The 17,732-nt window shown below is 61.2% G+C and carries 17 protein-coding genes; 4 read left to right on the top strand and 13 right to left on the bottom strand.

What is annotated here, in order from left to right; all coding sequences use genetic code 11:
- The first annotated feature begins 91 nt into the window (after nucleotides 1-91).
- The gene (locus ACR0JC_RS02960) at nucleotides 92-526 is read left to right on the top strand and encodes an ion channel (protein WP_093962966.1); all 435 of its coding nucleotides are present in this window, start codon (nucleotides 92-94) and stop codon (nucleotides 524-526) included.
- On the opposite strand, the gene cls is transcribed toward ACR0JC_RS02960, so the two are convergent.
- From cls to ACR0JC_RS02910, 10 genes are all read right to left on the bottom strand, one after another.
- Entirely contained in the window at nucleotides 523-1,935 is a 1,413-nt protein-coding gene (gene cls, locus ACR0JC_RS02955; RefSeq protein ID WP_170339032.1) for a cardiolipin synthase, read from the bottom strand. The two genes, ACR0JC_RS02960 and cls, sit on opposite strands and share 4 nt — an antisense overlap.
- Nucleotides 1,936-1,958: 23 nt before the next feature.
- Nucleotides 1,959-2,933, bottom strand: coding sequence for an HAD family hydrolase (locus ACR0JC_RS02950; RefSeq protein ID WP_170339034.1), 975 nt, complete (start codon nucleotides 2,931-2,933; stop codon nucleotides 1,959-1,961).
- 75 nt (nucleotides 2,934-3,008) lie between these two features.
- Entirely contained in the window at nucleotides 3,009-4,619 is a 1,611-nt protein-coding gene (locus ACR0JC_RS02945) for an arylsulfatase (protein WP_093962145.1), read from the bottom strand.
- A 258-nt stretch (nucleotides 4,620-4,877) separates the two neighbouring features.
- On the bottom strand, nucleotides 4,878-6,104 hold the full coding sequence (locus ACR0JC_RS02940; RefSeq protein WP_170339036.1) for a BatD family protein: 1,227 nt from the start codon (nucleotides 6,102-6,104) through the stop codon (nucleotides 4,878-4,880).
- Nucleotides 6,101-7,603, bottom strand: coding sequence for a vWA domain-containing protein (locus ACR0JC_RS02935; protein WP_480763174.1), 1,503 nt, complete (start codon nucleotides 7,601-7,603; stop codon nucleotides 6,101-6,103). The genes ACR0JC_RS02940 and ACR0JC_RS02935 overlap by 4 nt, the downstream gene beginning before the upstream one ends.
- The gene (locus ACR0JC_RS02930; protein ID WP_170339040.1) at nucleotides 7,600-8,583 is read right to left on the bottom strand and encodes a vWA domain-containing protein; all 984 of its coding nucleotides are present in this window, start codon (nucleotides 8,581-8,583) and stop codon (nucleotides 7,600-7,602) included. Before ACR0JC_RS02930 ends, ACR0JC_RS02935 begins: the two co-directional genes overlap by 4 nt.
- Nucleotides 8,583-9,056 carry a DUF4381 domain-containing protein gene (locus ACR0JC_RS02925; RefSeq protein ID WP_170339042.1) on the bottom strand — a complete coding sequence of 158 codons (474 nt, stop codon included), beginning with the start codon at nucleotides 9,054-9,056 and terminating at the stop codon, nucleotides 8,583-8,585. Before ACR0JC_RS02925 ends, ACR0JC_RS02930 begins: the two co-directional genes overlap by 1 nt.
- On the bottom strand, nucleotides 9,053-10,000 hold the full coding sequence (locus tag ACR0JC_RS02920; protein WP_170339044.1) for a DUF58 domain-containing protein: 948 nt from the start codon (nucleotides 9,998-10,000) through the stop codon (nucleotides 9,053-9,055). Before ACR0JC_RS02920 ends, ACR0JC_RS02925 begins: the two co-directional genes overlap by 4 nt.
- A gap of 20 nt (nucleotides 10,001-10,020) precedes the next feature.
- Entirely contained in the window at nucleotides 10,021-10,998 is a 978-nt protein-coding gene (locus ACR0JC_RS02915) for an AAA family ATPase (protein WP_170339047.1), read from the bottom strand.
- A gap of 131 nt (nucleotides 10,999-11,129) precedes the next feature.
- Nucleotides 11,130-12,215 carry an AI-2E family transporter gene (locus tag ACR0JC_RS02910; protein WP_170339049.1) on the bottom strand — a complete coding sequence of 362 codons (1,086 nt, stop codon included), beginning with the start codon at nucleotides 12,213-12,215 and terminating at the stop codon, nucleotides 11,130-11,132.
- A gap of 171 nt (nucleotides 12,216-12,386) precedes the next feature.
- On the opposite strand from ACR0JC_RS02910, the gene ACR0JC_RS02905 reads away from it, so the two are divergent.
- From ACR0JC_RS02905 to ACR0JC_RS02895, 3 genes are all read left to right on the top strand, one after another.
- The gene (locus tag ACR0JC_RS02905) at nucleotides 12,387-13,253 is read left to right on the top strand and encodes a YihY/virulence factor BrkB family protein (protein ID WP_170339051.1); all 867 of its coding nucleotides are present in this window, start codon (nucleotides 12,387-12,389) and stop codon (nucleotides 13,251-13,253) included.
- The gene (locus tag ACR0JC_RS02900) at nucleotides 13,250-15,172 is read left to right on the top strand and encodes a multiheme c-type cytochrome (protein ID WP_170339052.1); all 1,923 of its coding nucleotides are present in this window, start codon (nucleotides 13,250-13,252) and stop codon (nucleotides 15,170-15,172) included. The genes ACR0JC_RS02905 and ACR0JC_RS02900 overlap by 4 nt, the downstream gene beginning before the upstream one ends.
- A gap of 97 nt (nucleotides 15,173-15,269) precedes the next feature.
- Nucleotides 15,270-15,476 carry a hypothetical protein gene (locus tag ACR0JC_RS02895; protein ID WP_170339054.1) on the top strand — a complete coding sequence of 69 codons (207 nt, stop codon included), beginning with the start codon at nucleotides 15,270-15,272 and terminating at the stop codon, nucleotides 15,474-15,476.
- Here the strand turns inward: ACR0JC_RS02895 and ACR0JC_RS02890 are convergent, their stop codons facing one another.
- The 3 genes from ACR0JC_RS02890 to ACR0JC_RS02880 are packed head-to-tail and all read right to left on the bottom strand — an operon-like array spanning nucleotide 15,477 to nucleotide 17,710.
- The gene (locus ACR0JC_RS02890) at nucleotides 15,477-16,193 is read right to left on the bottom strand and encodes an RlmE family RNA methyltransferase (RefSeq protein WP_170339056.1); all 717 of its coding nucleotides are present in this window, start codon (nucleotides 16,191-16,193) and stop codon (nucleotides 15,477-15,479) included.
- A gap of 52 nt (nucleotides 16,194-16,245) precedes the next feature.
- Complete coding sequence (locus ACR0JC_RS02885) at nucleotides 16,246-16,581, bottom strand: hypothetical protein (RefSeq protein ID WP_170339059.1); 336 nt, start codon at nucleotides 16,579-16,581, stop codon at nucleotides 16,246-16,248.
- A gap of 16 nt (nucleotides 16,582-16,597) precedes the next feature.
- Nucleotides 16,598-17,710, bottom strand: a complete 1,113-nt coding sequence (locus ACR0JC_RS02880; RefSeq protein ID WP_093962132.1) for a Ppx/GppA phosphatase family protein — start codon at nucleotides 17,708-17,710, stop codon at nucleotides 16,598-16,600.
- Nucleotides 17,711-17,732 lie beyond the last annotated feature (22 nt).

Genomic DNA, 17,732 nt, shown 5'->3' with positions numbered 1-17,732 from the left:
GTCGCACGACCGCCCGCTGTCCGGCCTTGTGCCTTGAGAGCAGAGCCGCCATTGTGCAGTTTCAGTTTCCGGGCCGATGCAGGGTATCACCATGACATTGTCGCAGCAGATCCTTTGGGGCAGCTTCTATCTGGGGCTGTGTTTCCTGATCGAGATCGGGCTGCTCACATGGTGCACTATCATGGTGCGCAAGGTGATCGACAGGTGGGACGGGCAGGGAACCTTTCTGCCCACGGCAGGCCCGATCGCCTTGGCGCTGGCCGTCATCGTAGCGACGCATACGATTCAGGTGTGGATCTGGGCGATTGTCTGGGTGATGGGAGATGTCCTCCCGGACTGGAACTCGGCCTTGTATTTCTCGCTCGTGACCTTCACGACGCTGGGCTATGGCGACATTGTATTGGGAGAGGGGCTGCGGATATTCGGGGCCTTCGCCTCGGTCACCGGATTGTTGGCCTTTGGTCTTTCCACGGCATTCATGGTCGCGTTGATGACGCGCGTGTTCCAGGAACGGTTCCTGACCTAGAGGATCGGCGAGAACAACCGCGCCAAAGGCGCGCCATAGCGGATATGCGGCGGTTGCTGGGCTAGGCTTCTGGTCATTTCGTAGCTGGCTTCGAAATCGGTCTTCAGCATGTTCTCGGTGGCAGCGGCTGCCCGGCTGTCGAAAAACAGCGCCATCGCTTCGAAATTCAGACGGAACGAGCGGTTGTCCAGGTTGGTGGTGCCAACTGCGGCCAACGTGTCGTCCACCAGAATGACCTTTTGGTGCATGAATCCGTCAGTATAGCGGAATACGCGCACGCCGGAATCCCGGATTTCATCGAAATAGGCAAAGGCCGCCAACCAGGGCAGGCGGTGGTCAATCATGTCCGGCACCAGAATGCGGACGTCGACTCCGCGCAGCGCGGCATGTTCCAGTGCTGTCATCACGTCGATATCCGGCACGAAATAAGGTGATGCGATCCACAACCGCTCCTGTGCCGCAGCGATGGTGGAAAAGAACATCAACGACCCAGTTTCAGTCGCGTCGCCCGGTCCGGTGGCGACCAGCAGCGCGTTCATGTCCTGATCGGATTCCGACCCCGCCCAGTCCAGAACGTCAATCAGGTCTTCTCCGCGGGCCCAGTGCCAGTCCTCGGTGAAAATCAGCTGCAACTGCCGAACGATATGGCCGGTCATCTTGATGTGGGTGTCCCGCCAGCGGCCAAAATACGGATCCTGCCCCAGGTATTCGACGCCCACATTGTGCCCGCCGATGAACCCGGTTTCGCCGTCGATGATCACGGTCTTGCGGTGGTTGCGGTAATTCAGCTGAAACCGGAACTTCGGCCCGCGCTGGTCGCGTGGATCAGCGACATCCACACCGGCCGAGCGTAGCTCCTCCAGGTATGAGGAGGGTAGGCCATAGCTGCCCACCGCGTCAGTCATGAACCGGACGCTGACCCCGCGTTTGGCCGCATTGATCAGCCTGTCTTGTAGTTCCAGTCCCAGCGCGTCATCGCGCACGATGTAGAACTGAATGAGGACGTAGTTCTTGGCCACATCGATCGCACGGAAGATGGATTGAAACGTCGCCTCGCCGTCGATCAGCAGTTCAGCCCCGTTGCCGCGGGACAGGGGCAAGTGGGCCAATGCCTCGAACGGGCGCGGATTGACGGTCAGCGTTGCGGGATCGGGCTTCGAGTGATCGGCAAAGCTGCGGATCCCTTCGACCACGCGCTCGCTTTCCTTGCGGGCGATCCGATACCCTTTGAACCGGTGATGTCCCAGAAACAGGTATAGCGGCACCGCCAGAAACGGTGCCGAAAGCAGAAACACCACCCAGCCCACGGCGCCCTGCGGGGTGCGCGCCGTCTGGGCGGCCCGTACTGCGAAAAACACCGCGACACAGTAGATGGCAAAGACGGACAGCGAGGCGATGAATGTCCACATAAGTGTGCCGACCTTTCCGCGCTTTAGTTCGAGCCGGTGAAAACCCGGGACCAGTCTTTGGCCATATCCACGATAACCCAGCCCATTTCTGGGCCTTTGTCCAGCCCGTCGACAAGCCGCCCGATGTGGCTGTCGCGATCATAGGCCCATTCCCGTTCGGCATCTGTGTGGTGGATCAGAACGCCCATCCGCGGCCCGTCGCCGGCGGTGGTCCATTCCAGCATCGCAAAATCACCGTCCGAGTTGCCGACCGCCAGGATCGGGCGTTTCCCGATCGTACGCTCGATGTTGATTGGCTTGCCCTCCTTGTCGTCGATGAACGCCAGCGCGGGCGCCTTCATGATCGTGGGAGTGCCGTCGACAAGTTCGTAGGTGCTGTCCGCATAGGTACCCAAGATCTGGTTGGGCGGTATCCCATAGGCGTCCTCGGCGAACACGCGCATGAAATGCAGGCCTCCACCCGAGACGATGTAGGTCGTGAACCCCTCGTCGCGCAGATACCTGAGCAGTTCGACCATGGGCTGGTACGTCATCTGGTCATAGGCCAGCCCCGTATCGGGATGGCGTTCCGTCTGGAGCCATTCGGCGACGGAAGCATGGAAGGCATCGACGCTGAGCCCCGAATGCGTGGCGCTGACGACTTCGATCAGGGCATCTTCACCGCCCTTCAGCACGGATTCGGCGTCGCCCTTGGCCGCTGCCTCCAAGGTCGGCGTGGTCAGGATCGAGGGATCGTCCTGCGCCATCTCGGCCAACTCATCCATGGCGTAGATGAACTGGAAATAGACCGGCTGCTCGGCCCAGAGCGTTCCGTCATTGTCAAACACCGCCACCCTGTCTGCGGGGGTGACATAGTCGTCCGAGTTCGGCGTCGTCACCGTATCGACAAAGGCGATGATCCGTTCCTTGGCCGGACTGTCGGTCCAACTGGGCAGAGGGTCCGCCGCAAGGCCCGCAGGCAACGCGAAAACGGCGGCTGAGAAGATCAGGCGGAACATGAAATATCCTTTCGCATCAAAGAAATGAGGGTCGCCGATCAAGCCGGCGACCCTCGAGAGTAGAACCGACCTTTATCAGTTGTTGGTCGGCGTCAGCATCTTTTCCATCACCTGATCCAGGCTGAAGCTCGCCGCCTTCTGGCGCGGCGGGAATTCTTGGAAGGTCGCGAGGAAATTCGCCACGTATTGCTGCGCGGGCACTAGGAAATACACGCGGTCGATCATCCAGTCATAATAGGTGTTGGACGTGCGATATCCGCGTTCATAGGGATCGCGGCGCAGGTTCACGATGATCGGAACGCGCAGTTCGGTCCATGGCTCCATCCAGGCGCGCAGGGTGGCCCAAGCCTTCTGCTCCAGGAAGATCAGCTTCCAGTCTCCGAAGCGCAGCGCCGTCATGTCGCCGTCATCCGAAAAATAGAAGATCTCCTTGCGCGGGCTTTCTGTGGTTTCACCCGTCAAGAGTGGCAGGATGTTGTAGCCGTCCAGATGCACCTTGTAGTCGCGACCCATCCCCGAGGACGAATAGCCTGCCTTCAGCTTGTCCTTGATCTCGGGATCTCCGGCCGCCGCCAGATAGGTCGGGAGCCAGTCCATGTGATGCACGATCTCGTTGGTGACCGATCCAGGTTCGATCTTGCCGGGCCAACGCACCATCGAGGGCACGCGCCAGCCGCCTTCCCAGTTGGTGTTCTTTTCGCCCCAGAACGGCGTGGACGCAGCATCGGGCCACGTATTGTAGTGCGGTCCGTTGTCTGTCGAGTAATGGACGATCGTGTTGTCGGCGATGCCCAGCTCGTCCAGCAGATCGAGCAGCTGGCCCACATGCATGTCATGTTCGATCATGCCGGCCGAGTATTCGTCCATCACACGTCCGGTCATGTCATTGGCCTGCTGGCGCATCTCGTCTTTGACATGAGTGCGGAAGTGCATGCGCGTTCCGTTCCACCAGACATAGAAGGGCTGGCCTTGCTCGTGGGCCCGCTTGATGAAGTCGATCGCCGCAGCCACCGTTTCCTCATCCACGGTCTCCATCCGCTTCTTGGTCAGCGGTCCGGTATCTTCGATGGTTCCGTCGGCCTTGGACTTGATGACGCCACGGGGACCAAAGGCTTCGCGGAAAGTCCGGCCATCGGGCAAAACGGTATCACCCGGATAGTCTTCGTTCTCGGGCTCCTCTTCCGCGTTCAGGTGGTAGAGATTTCCGAAAAACTCGTCAAATCCGTGGTTTGTCGGAAGATGTTCATCTTTGTCTCCCAGGTGGTTCTTGCCGAATTGACCGGTGGCATAGCCGTGGTCCTTCAACAACCCAGCAATGGTCGGATCTTCGACCTGCATACCAAGATCGGCACCTGGCAGGCCAACCTTCGACAGCCCTGTGCGGAACACTGACTGACCCATGATGTAAGACGACCGCCCTGCGGTACAGGACTGCTCACCATAATAGTCGGTGAAGATCATACCTTCATTCGCGACCCGGTCGATATTGGGCGTACGGTATCCCATCATGCCTTTGGTATAGGCCGAGATGTTCGACTGACCGATGTCGTCGCCCCAGATGACCAGAATGTTGGGTTTCTGATCTTGCGCCCAGGCCGGCGCGGCCAGCGCGACAGAAACCGTAGCAACTGCCAATCGTCGCAATCCTCTGCGCCATAGATGCGTTAAATTTCCCTGTGATGACATCTTTTTCTCCTTATGTGGTCAGGCAAAAACGGCCTTGCAGGAAAGTCAAAAAGGGGAAAATGCGTCCCCCGATCGGTCAATCATTCAACACGCCCTTCGCAGGTCAGGCGGTTCGGCAAAAAGGGGGAATCAAGACAAGCCCCTCTAGGCAATTGATAACTATCACAAAGACCAATCTAAAAATACTTATGTTTGAAGATAGCGCCCTGGGATTTGGCTCAGATTGGGTTGACGTTAGGTAAGTAATTGGCAGCCGCGTCAGGGATTGAGCTGGGGCAAAGCGGATTGAGAGTGGCCTAGGGGGCGGGCGATACGGTCAAGGCAATCTCGGACCTTGCTCCAGTTTTCCGCTTGCTGATCGCCGCCGCCATATCTGGACGCGCCGATTTCGCCCAGAGAAGCCTCGAATTCAGCAGTGTCTGGCGGGTCGGCCAGTCGCCGTTTCCAGACTTCCAACTTTTGATAAACACGGGCCAAGTCTTGTTGGCGCACAGCCTGCTTGAGTTCCGAAAAGGCATGCGCTGCCGAGGCCAGCCTGCGTTGCCTGGCCGCTGCCCAGCGTGCCAAAAGAACCGGATGTAGTTTGCGAAAAACAAACCATAATATCACGACCCCAATGAAGAAATAGCCGACCAGCTGCAGAACGGTTTCCCGGTCCGGAGGCTGCCAAGGCGGCGGCGCAAGAACGAGGTCGACGGAATCGGCGCGCGCAGTTTCAACCTTGTTGGTCTTGAGGTTGAACCAATCGATCTCGACAGCCGGCAATTGGGTCTGTCCGCCGTCCTGGGCCACATAGGTCACGCGGTCGGTGCGCTGGCCGGACAGAACGCCCCGGTCTTCGGTTTCCGACAGTCGGGGCTCATTGGGATAGGCTCGCAACAACGGGTCCTCAATCCCGGGTAACAAAGGCGGGATCATGATCGGGGTCGTTCCAGTGATCTTTGCCGTCAGGGTGCGGGTCAGTGCGTCTCCGGTTTGAAGGCTGGTATCGCCCTCAATCTCCTGCGACAGTTCGAACCCGTCAGCGATTATCAGGGGATCCAATCCTCGGGCTGCGTCAGGAATCCCGACTGTCAGGCGAACGGCAGGCAGGGGAACCGAGACCTGAACGGGATCGTTGGTTTCGGGATCGGCAAATGTCACCTGCACCTCGGCCGCCGCAAATTCATACGTACCGGGGGCCAACGGATACAGCCGATAGCTGCGCTGAACCCCGGACCATGTTTGGCCTTCGACGCTCTCGCTGACCGGCCCCGAAGCGCGATCGGGCAGGCGTACCAGAAGGTTTTCCTGTTCAAGCGATGGAAAGACCGGCGGATTTGGCATGTAGGTCGGCACCAGCACCTTCAGGCGAACGATGGCGGGCTGGCCGACGATTGTCGGATCCGGCGGCACTTCGATCGTGACGCGGGGCTGGATGTCTGGTGCTTGCGCCGAAGCCTGGGCGGGCCACAGAAGCAGCATCAAGAGCGCGAAGTACCTCATTGGGAACGCTCCTGATTTTCAAGAACAAACCGGCTGCGCAGGAAGTCCTGCATGTCGGTGTCGATGGCGCTGATCCACTGGTCGGCTGACAGGGGCGCGGCGTCCCCGGTCTCGGCCTGTTGCGTGGTGTCCGCGCCCAGACCGGCTTCGTTGTCGAATACCACGTCATCCGCCCCGATGCCCGCCTCCTCGCCGGTATCGGATTGCTCGCGGGTGGATTCGACCTCGGCCAGAATGGCCTGTGCGACGGCCAGGTTGTACGCGGCTTCCGGCCAATCCGGGCGGCGCTCCAGCGCGGTTTCAAAGGCTACGATGGCCGGGCGATACTCTCGATTTCGGATGCGGGCCATGCCTTCGGCAAACGCCGCTTCGGGCGTGGAAAGCTGGGCAAAGGTCTCGGAGGCTTCGGCATATTGCCCGGCTTTCAACTGGGCATAGCCTCGGTGATACGGATCGTTAAACAGCGTGCTGGCGGCGGCGTAGTCCTTGCGGTTCATGGCGATCTGGCCCTGCTGGTCCGGGGTCAGGAACCAGTCCCGCCAACCGTCTGCGCGCGCGCCGGACTGTGGCAGAAACAGCAATACCACGAACCCCCAGCGGATGACCCAGCCGCGTCGGAACCACAGCAGCGCGATCAAGGCGACGGGCCAGGCCAAAATCCAGGCGCGGTCCTGCCAGTCGACGCGGTCATCCTCGCCCAGGGCCGTGGAAAAACTGCGGGTGATCCCGCGGTTCAGCCGGGTGATGTCACGGTCGTCGCCCGAGAAGGGAACGATCGTGGCGCTGCGCAGGCCGTCCAGTTGCGGAATCTGGCGGCCATTCGGAAGCATTGTCAGAAAAAACAACGGGGTATCAGATTGTCCCAATGCGGAAACCTGTTGCGGATCGACATCGTCAAGTACGAAGAGAACCGCGCCCGTGCCTATCTGATCGCCCAGAATGTCCTGCGCCAGCGTCAGCGCGTCACCGGCGGCATCGCCCGCGACCGGCATGACTGCCGGGGTCAAGCCTTCGAGCAATGGGCGCAAGATGTTGGCGTCTTCGGTCAGCGGCGCGACCCGGTGCGCCGTTCCGGCATAGGCGATCAGGGCGGTGGGCGCACCTGCGCGAGTGTTGATCAGATCGGTGATCTTCAACTTTGCACGGTCCAGCCGTGACGGCGCCAGGTCTGCCTCCTCCATGCTGTCGGTGACCTTGAGCGCGATCACCAGCGGCGCGGTGTCCGCGATCAGAGGGTTCGGCGCCCGTGACCATGTCGGCCCTGCCACGGCAAGGGTCAGAAGACCGGCGGCGAGCGCGGTGAGGTCCAGCGGACCGACCCGCCGTTGATCTTGGGCCCCCAGACGCAGTGCCTGCGCGAGGTGGGATGCAATGCCCGCAGGCAGGTCCGAGCTGCCCGGTCTGCGGGGCCGGGTCAGCCACCAGACGGCGGCAATAGGCAGCAACAGCAACAACCAGTAGGGGCGCAGGAAATGGAACTGGGCCAGAGCGTCGATCATGTCGCGCGCCTCCGACCCTGTGAAAGGCGAAAGCCCAGGGTGCTGGCGAGGATGAGGAGCAGTGCCGCCGCCAGCGGATAATGTGCAAGGCTGACCCTCGGGCGGTAGCTTTGGGTTTCCACCACGCGGGGATTCTGGGCGTCGATCTGTTGGTAGACCTTGGTCAGGGCGGCCTCATCATCGGCAAAGAAATACTGGCCTTGGGTTTTGTTGGCGATGTCCTTGAGCGCGTCCAGGTCGACCCGGTCTTCGCCCGTGGCATTCGGGTCGCCGACGCCAATCGTGTAGATCACGACCCCCTTGTCCGCCGCAATCGACGCGGCATTGATCGGCGTCATGCGGCTTGAGGTGTCGGCACCGTCCGACAGTACGATCATCAGGCGTTGGTCAACCTCGCTCGACTCGAAGGTGCGGATGCCCAGTCCGATCGCATCGCCCAGCGCCGTGTTCGGACCGGCCATGCCGACGGCGATCTGGTCCAGAAAGCCGTTGAGGCTTTGCACATCCTCGGTGAACGGGGCCTGAACGAAAGCGCGGGTGCCGAAGATGATCAGCGCCATCCGGTCACCGTCGCGCGCGGCGATGAAGGCGCGCAGAACGTCCTTGACGGCCTCCAGCCGCTGCTTGGGCGTGCCATCTGCGGCCTTGAAATCGCGCTGGTCCATCGAACCCGAGATATCCACGGCCAGCACAACGTCGCGGGCGGATTTCTCGATGACGATCGGGTCGCCCAACCGTTCGGGCCGAGCCATGGCCAGAACCAGCAGCACCCAGATCAGGATCGCCAGACCGGTTTGAATCCGCGTCCGTCTCAGGGTTACCGAGCCGGATTGCGGCTCGGCCCCGGCTGCTTTGGCGACGTGGCGAAAGAACGGGATGCGAATGGCATCGACCCGTTGCCGGTGTGGCGGAGCAAAGAAATAGACCAGTGCCGGCAGTGGCAGCAGAAGAAACACCCAAGGCGCGGCGAAACTGAACATCACGCCACCCCCTTGGACCGATGCGACTTGATCCAGTGCCGCGCCAGTTCGGCGGTATCGGGGTCGGTGACCCCCTTGCGGTAGGGGGCGGCCGCCAGATTGCCGAGGGCCGAGGCGGAAAACCTCGACATGTCAGCGGTTTGGCCCAGAAAATTCGTCCAGTCGGCACCGGTCAAACCGGCGACCTGAGACCGGGGAAAGGCGACAAGGGCGGCGCGGCGCACGATCTCGGCGGCTTTGGCCGGGTCATTCTGACACCGGTCCAATTCCTTCAGCGCAAGGCGCCGATAGGCATTTGCCTGCCGGTGCCGCCAGATCGTCACGAGGACCAGACCAAGCACCAGCAACAGCGCCACCGCCAGAACAACCCAGCCCCAGGTCTGCGGCACCATGGAAATCGGTGCCGGCTCGGGCGCCGGTTTCAGCATGTCCAGCAGCTCGACCAGCGATTTGTCTTCGGTGTCCGGGGTCATGACCGCCCCCGTTGGTGGCCGAACAGCCTCAGGATCTGGGCCAAAGCGGGCTCGGCGGTGGTCAGCGGGACAATGGGAAACCCGTATCGGCGCGACCAGGATTGCAGCTGCGCCAGTCTTTGCTCCATCGCTTGAGTCACGCGGTCCGACATTTGACGGTCTGACGCGTCCAGTTCGATCTGCTGGTCGCCGTCCGAGACCGTCAGCCGAAGCTCGGGCGGCATGTGGTGCGAGATCGGGTCGGAAATGTCGAACAGGATCAGGTCGTTGGAATGGGCCAGGCGGCTAAGCAGCCGTTCGGACCCGTCGGTCAGGCCGTCAAAGTCCGAGAACACGCAGACCAAGGCATTGGTATGTGCGATGCGCGCAGCCTGTTGCAGCACCTGGTTCAGCGAGACCGTGGCTTGTGGGCGGAGCCCGGCATTCAGGCTGCAATTGAGTGCGCCGAGCGAGGACAGAAACCGGCGCAAGGCCGCCGGGCGGCGCTGTGGCCGATGTTCGGCCAAATTGGTATCGCCGAACACGATCCCGCCGACGCGGTCGCCTTGCGCCAGAACCCGATGGGCGGCGATGGCCGCAGCCTCGGCCGCTACCACCGATTTCATGTAGACTTGTGTGCCGAAGAACATCGAGACCCGCTGATCCACCAGCAGAAGCGTCGGGCGGTCGCGCTCTTCGGTGTAGACGCGCACATGCGGCTCGCCGGTTCGGGCCGTCACTTTCCAGTCGATCGTGCGGATGTCGTCGCCGGGCAGATAGGTGCGCAGTTCCTCGAAATTCAGACCGCGCCCGCGCAGGCGCGAGGCATGGCGGCCGTTCAGCACCGAACGGGCAGGCTGTCGCGGCAGAAGGCTGAGCGCGCCGGTGCGCCCGCCGAGGCTCAGCAGGTGGCGGGCATCGACGTGGATGCGTGGGTCGCGGGATGTCGCTGCGGTCGGGGACACGCGGCTCTCCTTTGTTGCGATCAGGGCAGGGCGACGAGCTTCAGGATCTCGTCGATCACGTCATCGGCGGTCTTGGCGTCCCCCTGCGCTTCGAAACTCAGCGTGACGCGGTGGCGGAACACGTCATGGGCAATGGCACGGATGTCGGCCGGGTCGACATAGTCGCGCCCGTTCATCCAGGCATGGGCCCGGCCGCATTTGTCCAGCGCCAGCGACGCCCGCGGGCTGGCGCCGATCTCGATCCAGGCGGCGAGGTCATCGCTGAGCGCGGACGGCGTCCGGGTGGCCTGAACCAGATCGGCCATGTACCGATCCATCGCATCCGAGACATGTATCTGCCCGATCTCCTGCCGGGCGGCAAAGACGGCATCTTGCGGGATCGGTGAGGGTTTCTCGGCGGTGGTTCCGGAATTGGCGGCGGTGTCCTCGCCGCGGACCAGACGGATCACCAGCACCTCGTCCTCTACCGGGGGGTAGGTGATCTGCACATGCATCAGGAACCGGTCCATCTGCGCCTCGGGCAGCGGATAGGTACCTTCCTGCTCGATCGGGTTCTGGGTGGCCATCACGATGAACAGCGGCTCCATCTTGTGGGTGGTGCCGGACACGGTGACCTGCCGTTCCTCCATCGCCTCAAGCAGCGCGGCCTGAACCTTGGCCGGCGCGCGGTTGATCTCGTCCGCCAGGACGATGTTGGCGAAGATCGGACCGGGCTCGAACCGAAAGGTGCCGCCCGCGTCGGTCTGGGTATAGACCTCGGTCCCGGTCACGTCGGACGGCAGCAGGTCGGGCGTGAACTGGATGCGGCTGAATTCGGCATCAAGATTGCGCGCCATCGCCTTGACGGCACGGGTTTTGGCCAGGCCGGGCAAACCTTCGATCAGCAGGTTCCCGTTGGCCAGCAGCCCGATCAGAAGGCGGTCGATGACCTGTGTCTGTCCAATGATCGATTGGGCCATCCGGGCTTTGAGATCGTTGATTTGGTCAAGCGGTGTCATGGCGGTCCAATCATCAGAAATGGTCAATCATGCGTTTGCGCCGGACCCGCTGGATCTTTTCGGTCAATCCATTGCAATATTTGAAAGTTAGCAGCGCACCTCGGGCCGATCCACCCCCGATTTCAGGGCGTTCAGCCCCGATCAGGACCGTGCGACTTGACGTCGTCGGCCAGACGTCCATCCAGCGACATGAGGACGGCGATAGGGCGCAGGGCCGGAATGTGGCTGAAGATGATCAGAATGCACACGGTCAACGGAACGCTGAGAAACGCGCCGATCAGGCCCCAGACTGTCGTCCAGAACGTCAGTGCGAGGATGACAAGAAAGGTCGACATGTTCAGCGAGCGGCCCAGCAGGGCCGGATCAAGGAAGTTGCCGATCAGGAATTGGATGGTACCGCACCCGAAGACGATGATCAGGAACGGGCCGATCGTCTCGAATTGAACGAGTGCGATCATCGCGGGAAAGATCACCGCGATGATCGACCCGATTGATGGGATGAAGTTCAGGGCAAACGTCAGAACGGCCCAGGTTTCCGCGTATTCCAGACCCAACACGCGAAAAACCGAATAGCTGATTCCAGCGGTAACGAGGCTGATGAATGTCTTGACCCCGACATAGCGCTGCAAGCTGAAGGTTATCGCATCCAGAACCGAAGAAAGCTCGGCTCCGGTGACGGGGTTGCCGGCTGCAATCCGCAGCTTTTTGCGGAATGCCAGCCGTTCGGCCATAAGGAAGGCCACATAAAGGCTGATCAGGAAAAACTGGTTCAGCATCGAGGTGGCGCTGCCCAGCAAAATCCGGGCGACCGAGGTCATGTCGATGCTGATCAGGTTGTCCCGGACAAAAGAGGTGACATCATTCCCGACCAGACCGGTGACGCGGTTGATCACGCCGTCGAACTGGCTTTCATAGGTACCCGCAGTTCGCGCGAACTGCGTGGCCTGACTGCCCAGGATGTAGGTGATCATGAACAAGCCTGCCAGAACCACTGTGACGGCGGCCAGGTTGGCAAGCCAGACCGGAGCACGGGTCAGCGCGATCACCCGATCGCTGAGTGCGATGATCAGCACGTTGATCAGCAAGGCCATGGTCAGCGGAATCAGAAAGCTGGCGCCTGCGTAAAGCCCCAGAACCACAAGCGTCAGCACGATGGTGACGTCGCGAACGACACTCAACCTCAGCGGTGTGCGGGTGGGGGGCTCTGATGGCGTCATGCGGGGCCTCGGCTATACCGGCGCAAGCCGGCAGCGATTGGAGTTTTGTGGAGCAATCCTGCACAGGCGGCGGGCTTTATGCAATCGGGCCAGACAGTTATTCGGAAGAATCTCGTGCAATTGGCACATTGGCTGGTTCTTCCAACGCGGATTGCAGGCTAGAGTTTCCCAATGACACGTCTTTCGATTCCCGTTTTTGGCCGGTTTGGCCGGGCGCTGTGGCTGGCGGTCCAACGCTTCGGCGACAAAAACGGTTTCGTCATGAGCAGCCATGTGGCGATGTCGCTGATGCTGGCGCTGTTTCCGTTTGTTCTGTTCACCGTCGCTTTGGCCGGATCGTTGTCGCAGGGATATGTGACGGACGAACTGATCGAATTGATATTCGGTGCGTGGCCACAGGACGTAGCCCAACCCATCGTGGCCGAATTGCGCGCGGTTCTGGACGGGTCGGGTTCCGGTGTGATCACGCTGGGCGGTCTGCTGGCCGTCTACTTTGCCTCGAACGGAGTGGCGGCCGTACGTGCCGCCATGAACCAGGCATATCATGACAATGACAGCTGGCCATTCTGGAAGACGCGCCTGCTGTGCCTCGGGTTGGTCATTTTGGGCGGAGCCGCGATCCTGCTGATCGCGGCGGTTGAACTGGTGCTGCCGGTCTACACACGTCTGGTGTCCGAGAATACTGCCGTGGACGTGGGCGAATGGCTGTCGGTTGACCGTTTGCGCTGGACCTTCACGGTGGCGGTGCCGGCGGGAACGGTTCTGCTGGCCCATCTGATCCTGCCGACCAAGCGTCACCGCATCATGCAAATCCTGCCCGGTGTGGCGCTGACCCTTCTGTTGTGGGCGGCCGGAGGGTGGGGGTTCTCGGTCTATATCGCGCAATTCGCGACCTACAGCGCCACCTATGCTGGTCTGGCGGGGGCCATGGCCGCGTTGATTTTCATGTATCTGTGCGCCGCCATCCTAATTTTCGGCGCAGAGTTCAACGGCGCGCTAATGGACATCGACAACCAGGGCGAGGTCGGAGCTTCATGAGAAATTGGCACCGCATCGCCTGGGGTATTGCGTTTTCCGGATGCGCCCTTTTGCAGAACGGCGGTTTGGCTTGGGCGCAGGACTATGTCGGCTCGGACGCTTGTCGTGATTGTCATGACGAACAGGTGCAAGCCTGGGCGGGATCCCACCACGCCTTGGCCTGGACAGAGCCCACGCCTGACACCATTGTGGCCGACTTCGATGATACGACCTTTTTTCATGACGGCATGACCGTCACGTTTCGACGGGAGGGGTCGGACTATCTTGCCGACGTGACTGAGAAGGACGGCCAAAGCCGGCAATACAGGGTTCATTCCGTCGCGGGGGTTGAGCCGTTGCAGCAATATCTGTTTGAAACCGAGCCCGGCCGATTGCAGAGCTTTGATGTGGTTTGGGACACGCAGGCCAAGCGCTGGTATCACCTGTATCCAGATCAGGACTTGCCGCCAGACGATGGGTTGCACTGGACCGGCCCCTACAAGAATTGGAACGGCCGCTGCGCGGAGTGCCACGCGACAGGGTTCGAAAAGAACTTTCAGCCGCAGACCCAGTCCTTTGCTTCCGAGCAGGTTGAGATCGGCGTGGGTTGTGAGGCCTGCCATGGCCCCGGCTCGGCTCATCTGGATTGGACAAAAGGTCAGCCCGCGCCTGCCGGGCTGAACGAGTTTGGATTTCCGATCATCTGGGGTACGGGCGACACCGAGGTCGAGATTCAGCAATGCGCCGGCTGTCATTCCCGCCGCGAAGCGCTGGAGGACGGAAACCCGCTACCGGGCACGCCATTTCACGATGCCTACAATCTGGCGCTTCTGCGTCCGGGTCTGTACCAGCCTGACGGCCAAATACTGGACGAGGTCTATGTCTATGGATCGTTTCTGCAGTCCAAAATGTATGCGCAAGGCGTCGGCTGCCTGAATTGCCATGAGGCGCACAGCGCAACTTTAAAGGCCGAGGGCAATGCGGTCTGTACGCAGTGCCATTCTCCGGCCGGCAATCCCGATTTTCCATCACTGCGAAAGGCGCAATACGACGATCCCTCACACCACCACCACCCGGAGGGAGGCGAGGGGGCGCAGTGCAAAAGCTGCCACATGATCGAACGTCTCTATATGGGCGTCGATGGCCGGCGCGATCACAGTTTCCGTGTGCCGCGCCCCGATCTGGGCTTGGGAGAGGATGCCTGCACTGATTGCCACGCGGATCAGGATCAGCCATGGGCCGCCGCCGCCATAAATGACTGGTTCCCGAACTCCGATCATCGTACGCCCCATTTCGGGACTGCTTTCGCCCCCGCATTTGCCGGAGAGGTCGACGACCCGGCCGCGTTACTGGCTGTTGCTCAGGACGGCGCGCAGCCCGGCATCGTGCGGGCGACGGCCGCCTATCTGCTGCAACCCTTCGCGACGCCCGAAATGGCCGAGCAAACAGCAGCGATGCTGACCGATGAAGACCCGTTGGTTCGCGCCAACGCGGCGGTGTTGCAGCGGGCGGCAGGGCTGGACGACAGGGTGGCCCGGTTGTCGCCGCTGTTGTCCGACCCAGTGCGAAGTGTGCGCCTTGCCGCTGCCAAGGAGTTCCTGCCCATTCCCGCCGCGGCTTTGACGCCTCTGCAGCGCAACAACGCGCGTGAGAACATGGCGGATTGGCAGCGCTCGTTGTCCAACCGTCTGGATTTCCCGGAAACCCACCTGGTCCTTGGGGGGATGGCGCTGACGCTGAGAAACCCTGTCGCCGCCGAACAGGCCTTTCGTCAGGTGATATCCTTGGATCCCCAGCGCGAGGATGCTTGGCCAATGCTGATCCAGCTGGCCCAAATCAACCGCGGCACGGATGCAGCCCGACAAGTATTGGATGAGGGTCTTCGGACTCTGCCCGACAGCCCAGCGCTTCAGGATCTTGCGCGGGAACTGGGCCGGTAAACCGGCATCGAAGCGACGCAGTTGCGCCATTTTGCAGTCCCATTTACGGGTCAACATCCAAGGTCAAGGCATTGACCAGTTCAGGATGTGGTAATCCATGTTGTATTTGAAACGCCCGTCGACAAAGCTCGACCAACCTGTGGCCACGCGCCGGGTCTCGCTGGATCAGCGGATCGACGAGTTGCGCAACAAGCCGGCCAGGTATCTTAACCATGGCGAGGCGTTGCTGCTGCAGGGGATCGCGGCGGCGTCGTTGCGGCCGCAGCGGATTGTAGCCGACAAAATCGCACTGGACGACGACTGATCAGCCCCGAAAACCGGTTGCCACCACGAATTTTTCCGAACTGTCCGACCGTGAAGCTGGCGGTTTGACGTTTGCCACTTTCTCGAACTTCTGCTTCAGAAGTTTTTGCAGATCGCCTTCGGCGCCACCAGCCAGAACTTTTGCGACAAAGGTTCCTCCGACCTCCAGCACGTCAAAGGCGAAATAGGCGGCGGTTTCGCACAGCGCCATGATCCGCAGGTGGTCGGTCTGCTTGTGCCCGGAGGACGCGGCGGCCATGTCCGACATGACAACGTCGGCCTTGCCGCCAAGCCACTGTTTTACCTTCTCGTCGGCATCGTCTTCCATGAAGTCCAGAACGTGGGTTTCGGCACCCGCCACGGGCTCGACCTCTTGCAGGTCGACACCCAGAACCGTCCCGATCCGCTTGCCCGATTTCTCGCCCAGCGCATTCACACGTTTGACCGCGACCTGGCACCAGCCACCGGGCGCGCAGCCAAGGTCGACCACGCGTGCGCCAGGAACCAGAAAGCGGAACTTGTCGTCCAACTCCAGAATTTTGTAGGCCGCGCGACCCCGATACCCCTCGGCCTGCGCACGCTTGACATACGGATCATTCAGCTGCCGCTCGAGCCAGCGGGTCGAACTGAGCTTGCGTCCGCGCGCGGTTTTGACCTTGACCTTCAGGTCACGTTGCCCGCGTCCCGAAGTGTTTTTGCCGCTGGGTTTCTTGGCCATTAAAAAGGTCTCCTGAAGACTGCGAGGCCTTTACCCGCTTGTTCATGTGGCATCAAGCCGATGATATCGACCGCTCCATCAATAGCAGATCGGGCCAGGGCGTAGAAATACCAAATGCCACCCATCCAAGACCGTTCAAGACCTTCCCGCCGAGGGTGCCAGATGTCGGCGGTGGGCTCGAAAAACTGTGCAACAGTTCTAGCGCCTCTGCCGAGTCGACCACCGGCACGGCGATCCCAATACCGCCAATCGCCAAAGCATAATGCGGAACGGTGTTGGCGATGTGAAAACCCGGGCTGAACACCTTGAACCCGGCAGCCTCAAGCGCACAGATCGTGGTTGCAGCCGTCGAAACCCGGTAGGCGATCGCTATGGTCGCAAGCGGCATGCAGCGCAGAGCTTTCTCAAAACGGCCCGTCTTCCAGGACGCCATCGGCGCTCATCTGTGCATAAAGCAAACCCTCGCGCAGCCCGCGGTCCGCCACCGAGAGGCGGTCGGTCGGCCAGCAGCGCAACAGCGCCTGCAAGATGGCAGATCCGGACATGATAAGGGCCTGCCGGTCCTCGCCGATGCGCGGATCGCGACGGCGGCCTTGAGGGCCGAGCTCCAGATAGCCGCGAATGACCTTGTCGATCTGATCGCTGGTCATGCGCAGGCCGTCCACCTTGGTCCGGTCATAGCGTTTCAGGCCCAGATGAGAGGCAGCAACGGTTGTGACGGTGCCGCTGGTGCCAACGATCTGAAACCCCTCACGGGCCTGTTCGTCCTTATAGGGCGCAAAATCGGCGAGGTTTTCTTCAAAAAACCAACTCATCAGGGCAAAGCGGGCAGCATCGTCTTCGACATCGTGGAACTGATCGCGCAGTGTGGCGACGCCCAGTGGAACGCTGATCCAGTCCACCACCTTGGCGGCGGGAAAGGGACTGTCGACGGTGTGAAACCCGTTATGCAGCCGCATGATCGCCGTTGAACGGTCGCGTCGCGGAACCGAGGACAGGTCAATCCAGACAAGCTCGGTCGAGCCGCCGCCGATATCGACGACCAGCAACTGCTCGGTCTTGGTGCTGACCAGCGGAGCACAGGAAATGACCGCCAGACGGGCTTCTTCCTCGGGTTGGATGATTTCAAGGGTCAGGCCAGTCTCACGCTTCACCTGACGTATGAAGTCGCGTGAGTTTCGGGCGCGGCGGCAGGCCTCGGTCGCCACCAGCCGCATGCGCTTGACCTTGTTGCGCTTCAGCTTCTGCTGGCAAATGCGCAAGGCTTGAATGGTACGCGCCATGGAGGACCGCGACAGCCGTCCGGTCCTTTCAAGCCCCGAGCCCAGTTGCACGGACTTCGAGAAGCTGTCCACCACATGGAACCCGCTGCCCTTAGGCTGGGCGATCAACATGCGGCAGCTATTTGTTCCCAGATCCAGCGCAGCATACAGGGCGTCTGGATCGGGTCTTGCCGGCGCGGGGCTTTCGACCACCTTCGGGAACGCGCCCGCACCTTTGGGACGCTTGGGCGCCATCGTCACGCCCTCCGATTTTCGA

Source organism: Ruegeria sp. CH5, from assembly GCF_056537025.1.
Note: the sequence above shows the minus strand (reverse complement) of the source record. Positions and strands in the feature narration are given on the sequence as shown.

Bases quoted from the DNA above. Each gene is read 5' to 3' on its own strand.
- ACR0JC_RS02885 (WP_170339059.1), bottom strand. From the start codon at position 16,581: ATGCCGCTTGCGACCATAGCGATCGCCTACCGGGTTTCGACGGCTGCA.
- ACR0JC_RS02905 (WP_170339051.1), top strand. From the start codon at position 12,387: ATGACACGTCTTTCGATTCCCGTTTTTGGCCGGTTTGGCCGGGCGCTG.
- ACR0JC_RS02945 (WP_093962145.1), bottom strand. From the start codon at position 4,619: ATGTCATCACAGGGAAATTTAACGCATCTATGGCGCAGAGGATTGCGA.
- ACR0JC_RS02960 (WP_093962966.1), top strand. From the start codon at position 92: ATGACATTGTCGCAGCAGATCCTTTGGGGCAGCTTCTATCTGGGGCTG.
- ACR0JC_RS02910 (WP_170339049.1), bottom strand. From the start codon at position 12,215: ATGACGCCATCAGAGCCCCCCACCCGCACACCGCTGAGGTTGAGTGTC.
- ACR0JC_RS02900 (WP_170339052.1), top strand. From the start codon at position 13,250: ATGAGAAATTGGCACCGCATCGCCTGGGGTATTGCGTTTTCCGGATGC.
- ACR0JC_RS02950 (WP_170339034.1), bottom strand. From the start codon at position 2,933: ATGTTCCGCCTGATCTTCTCAGCCGCCGTTTTCGCGTTGCCTGCGGGC.
- ACR0JC_RS02935 (WP_480763174.1), bottom strand. From the start codon at position 7,603: ATGATCGACGCTCTGGCCCAGTTCCATTTCCTGCGCCCCTACTGGTTG.
- ACR0JC_RS02880 (WP_093962132.1), bottom strand. From the start codon at position 17,710: ATGGCGCCCAAGCGTCCCAAAGGTGCGGGCGCGTTCCCGAAGGTGGTC.
- ACR0JC_RS02895 (WP_170339054.1), top strand. From the start codon at position 15,270: ATGTTGTATTTGAAACGCCCGTCGACAAAGCTCGACCAACCTGTGGCC.
- ACR0JC_RS02925 (WP_170339042.1), bottom strand. From the start codon at position 9,056: ATGACCCCGGACACCGAAGACAAATCGCTGGTCGAGCTGCTGGACATG.
- ACR0JC_RS02940 (WP_170339036.1), bottom strand. From the start codon at position 6,104: ATGAGGTACTTCGCGCTCTTGATGCTGCTTCTGTGGCCCGCCCAGGCT.
- ACR0JC_RS02930 (WP_170339040.1), bottom strand. From the start codon at position 8,583: ATGTTCAGTTTCGCCGCGCCTTGGGTGTTTCTTCTGCTGCCACTGCCG.
- ACR0JC_RS02890 (WP_170339056.1), bottom strand. From the start codon at position 16,193: ATGGCCAAGAAACCCAGCGGCAAAAACACTTCGGGACGCGGGCAACGT.
- ACR0JC_RS02915 (WP_170339047.1), bottom strand. From the start codon at position 10,998: ATGACACCGCTTGACCAAATCAACGATCTCAAAGCCCGGATGGCCCAA.
- cls (WP_170339032.1), bottom strand. From the start codon at position 1,935: ATGTGGACATTCATCGCCTCGCTGTCCGTCTTTGCCATCTACTGTGTC.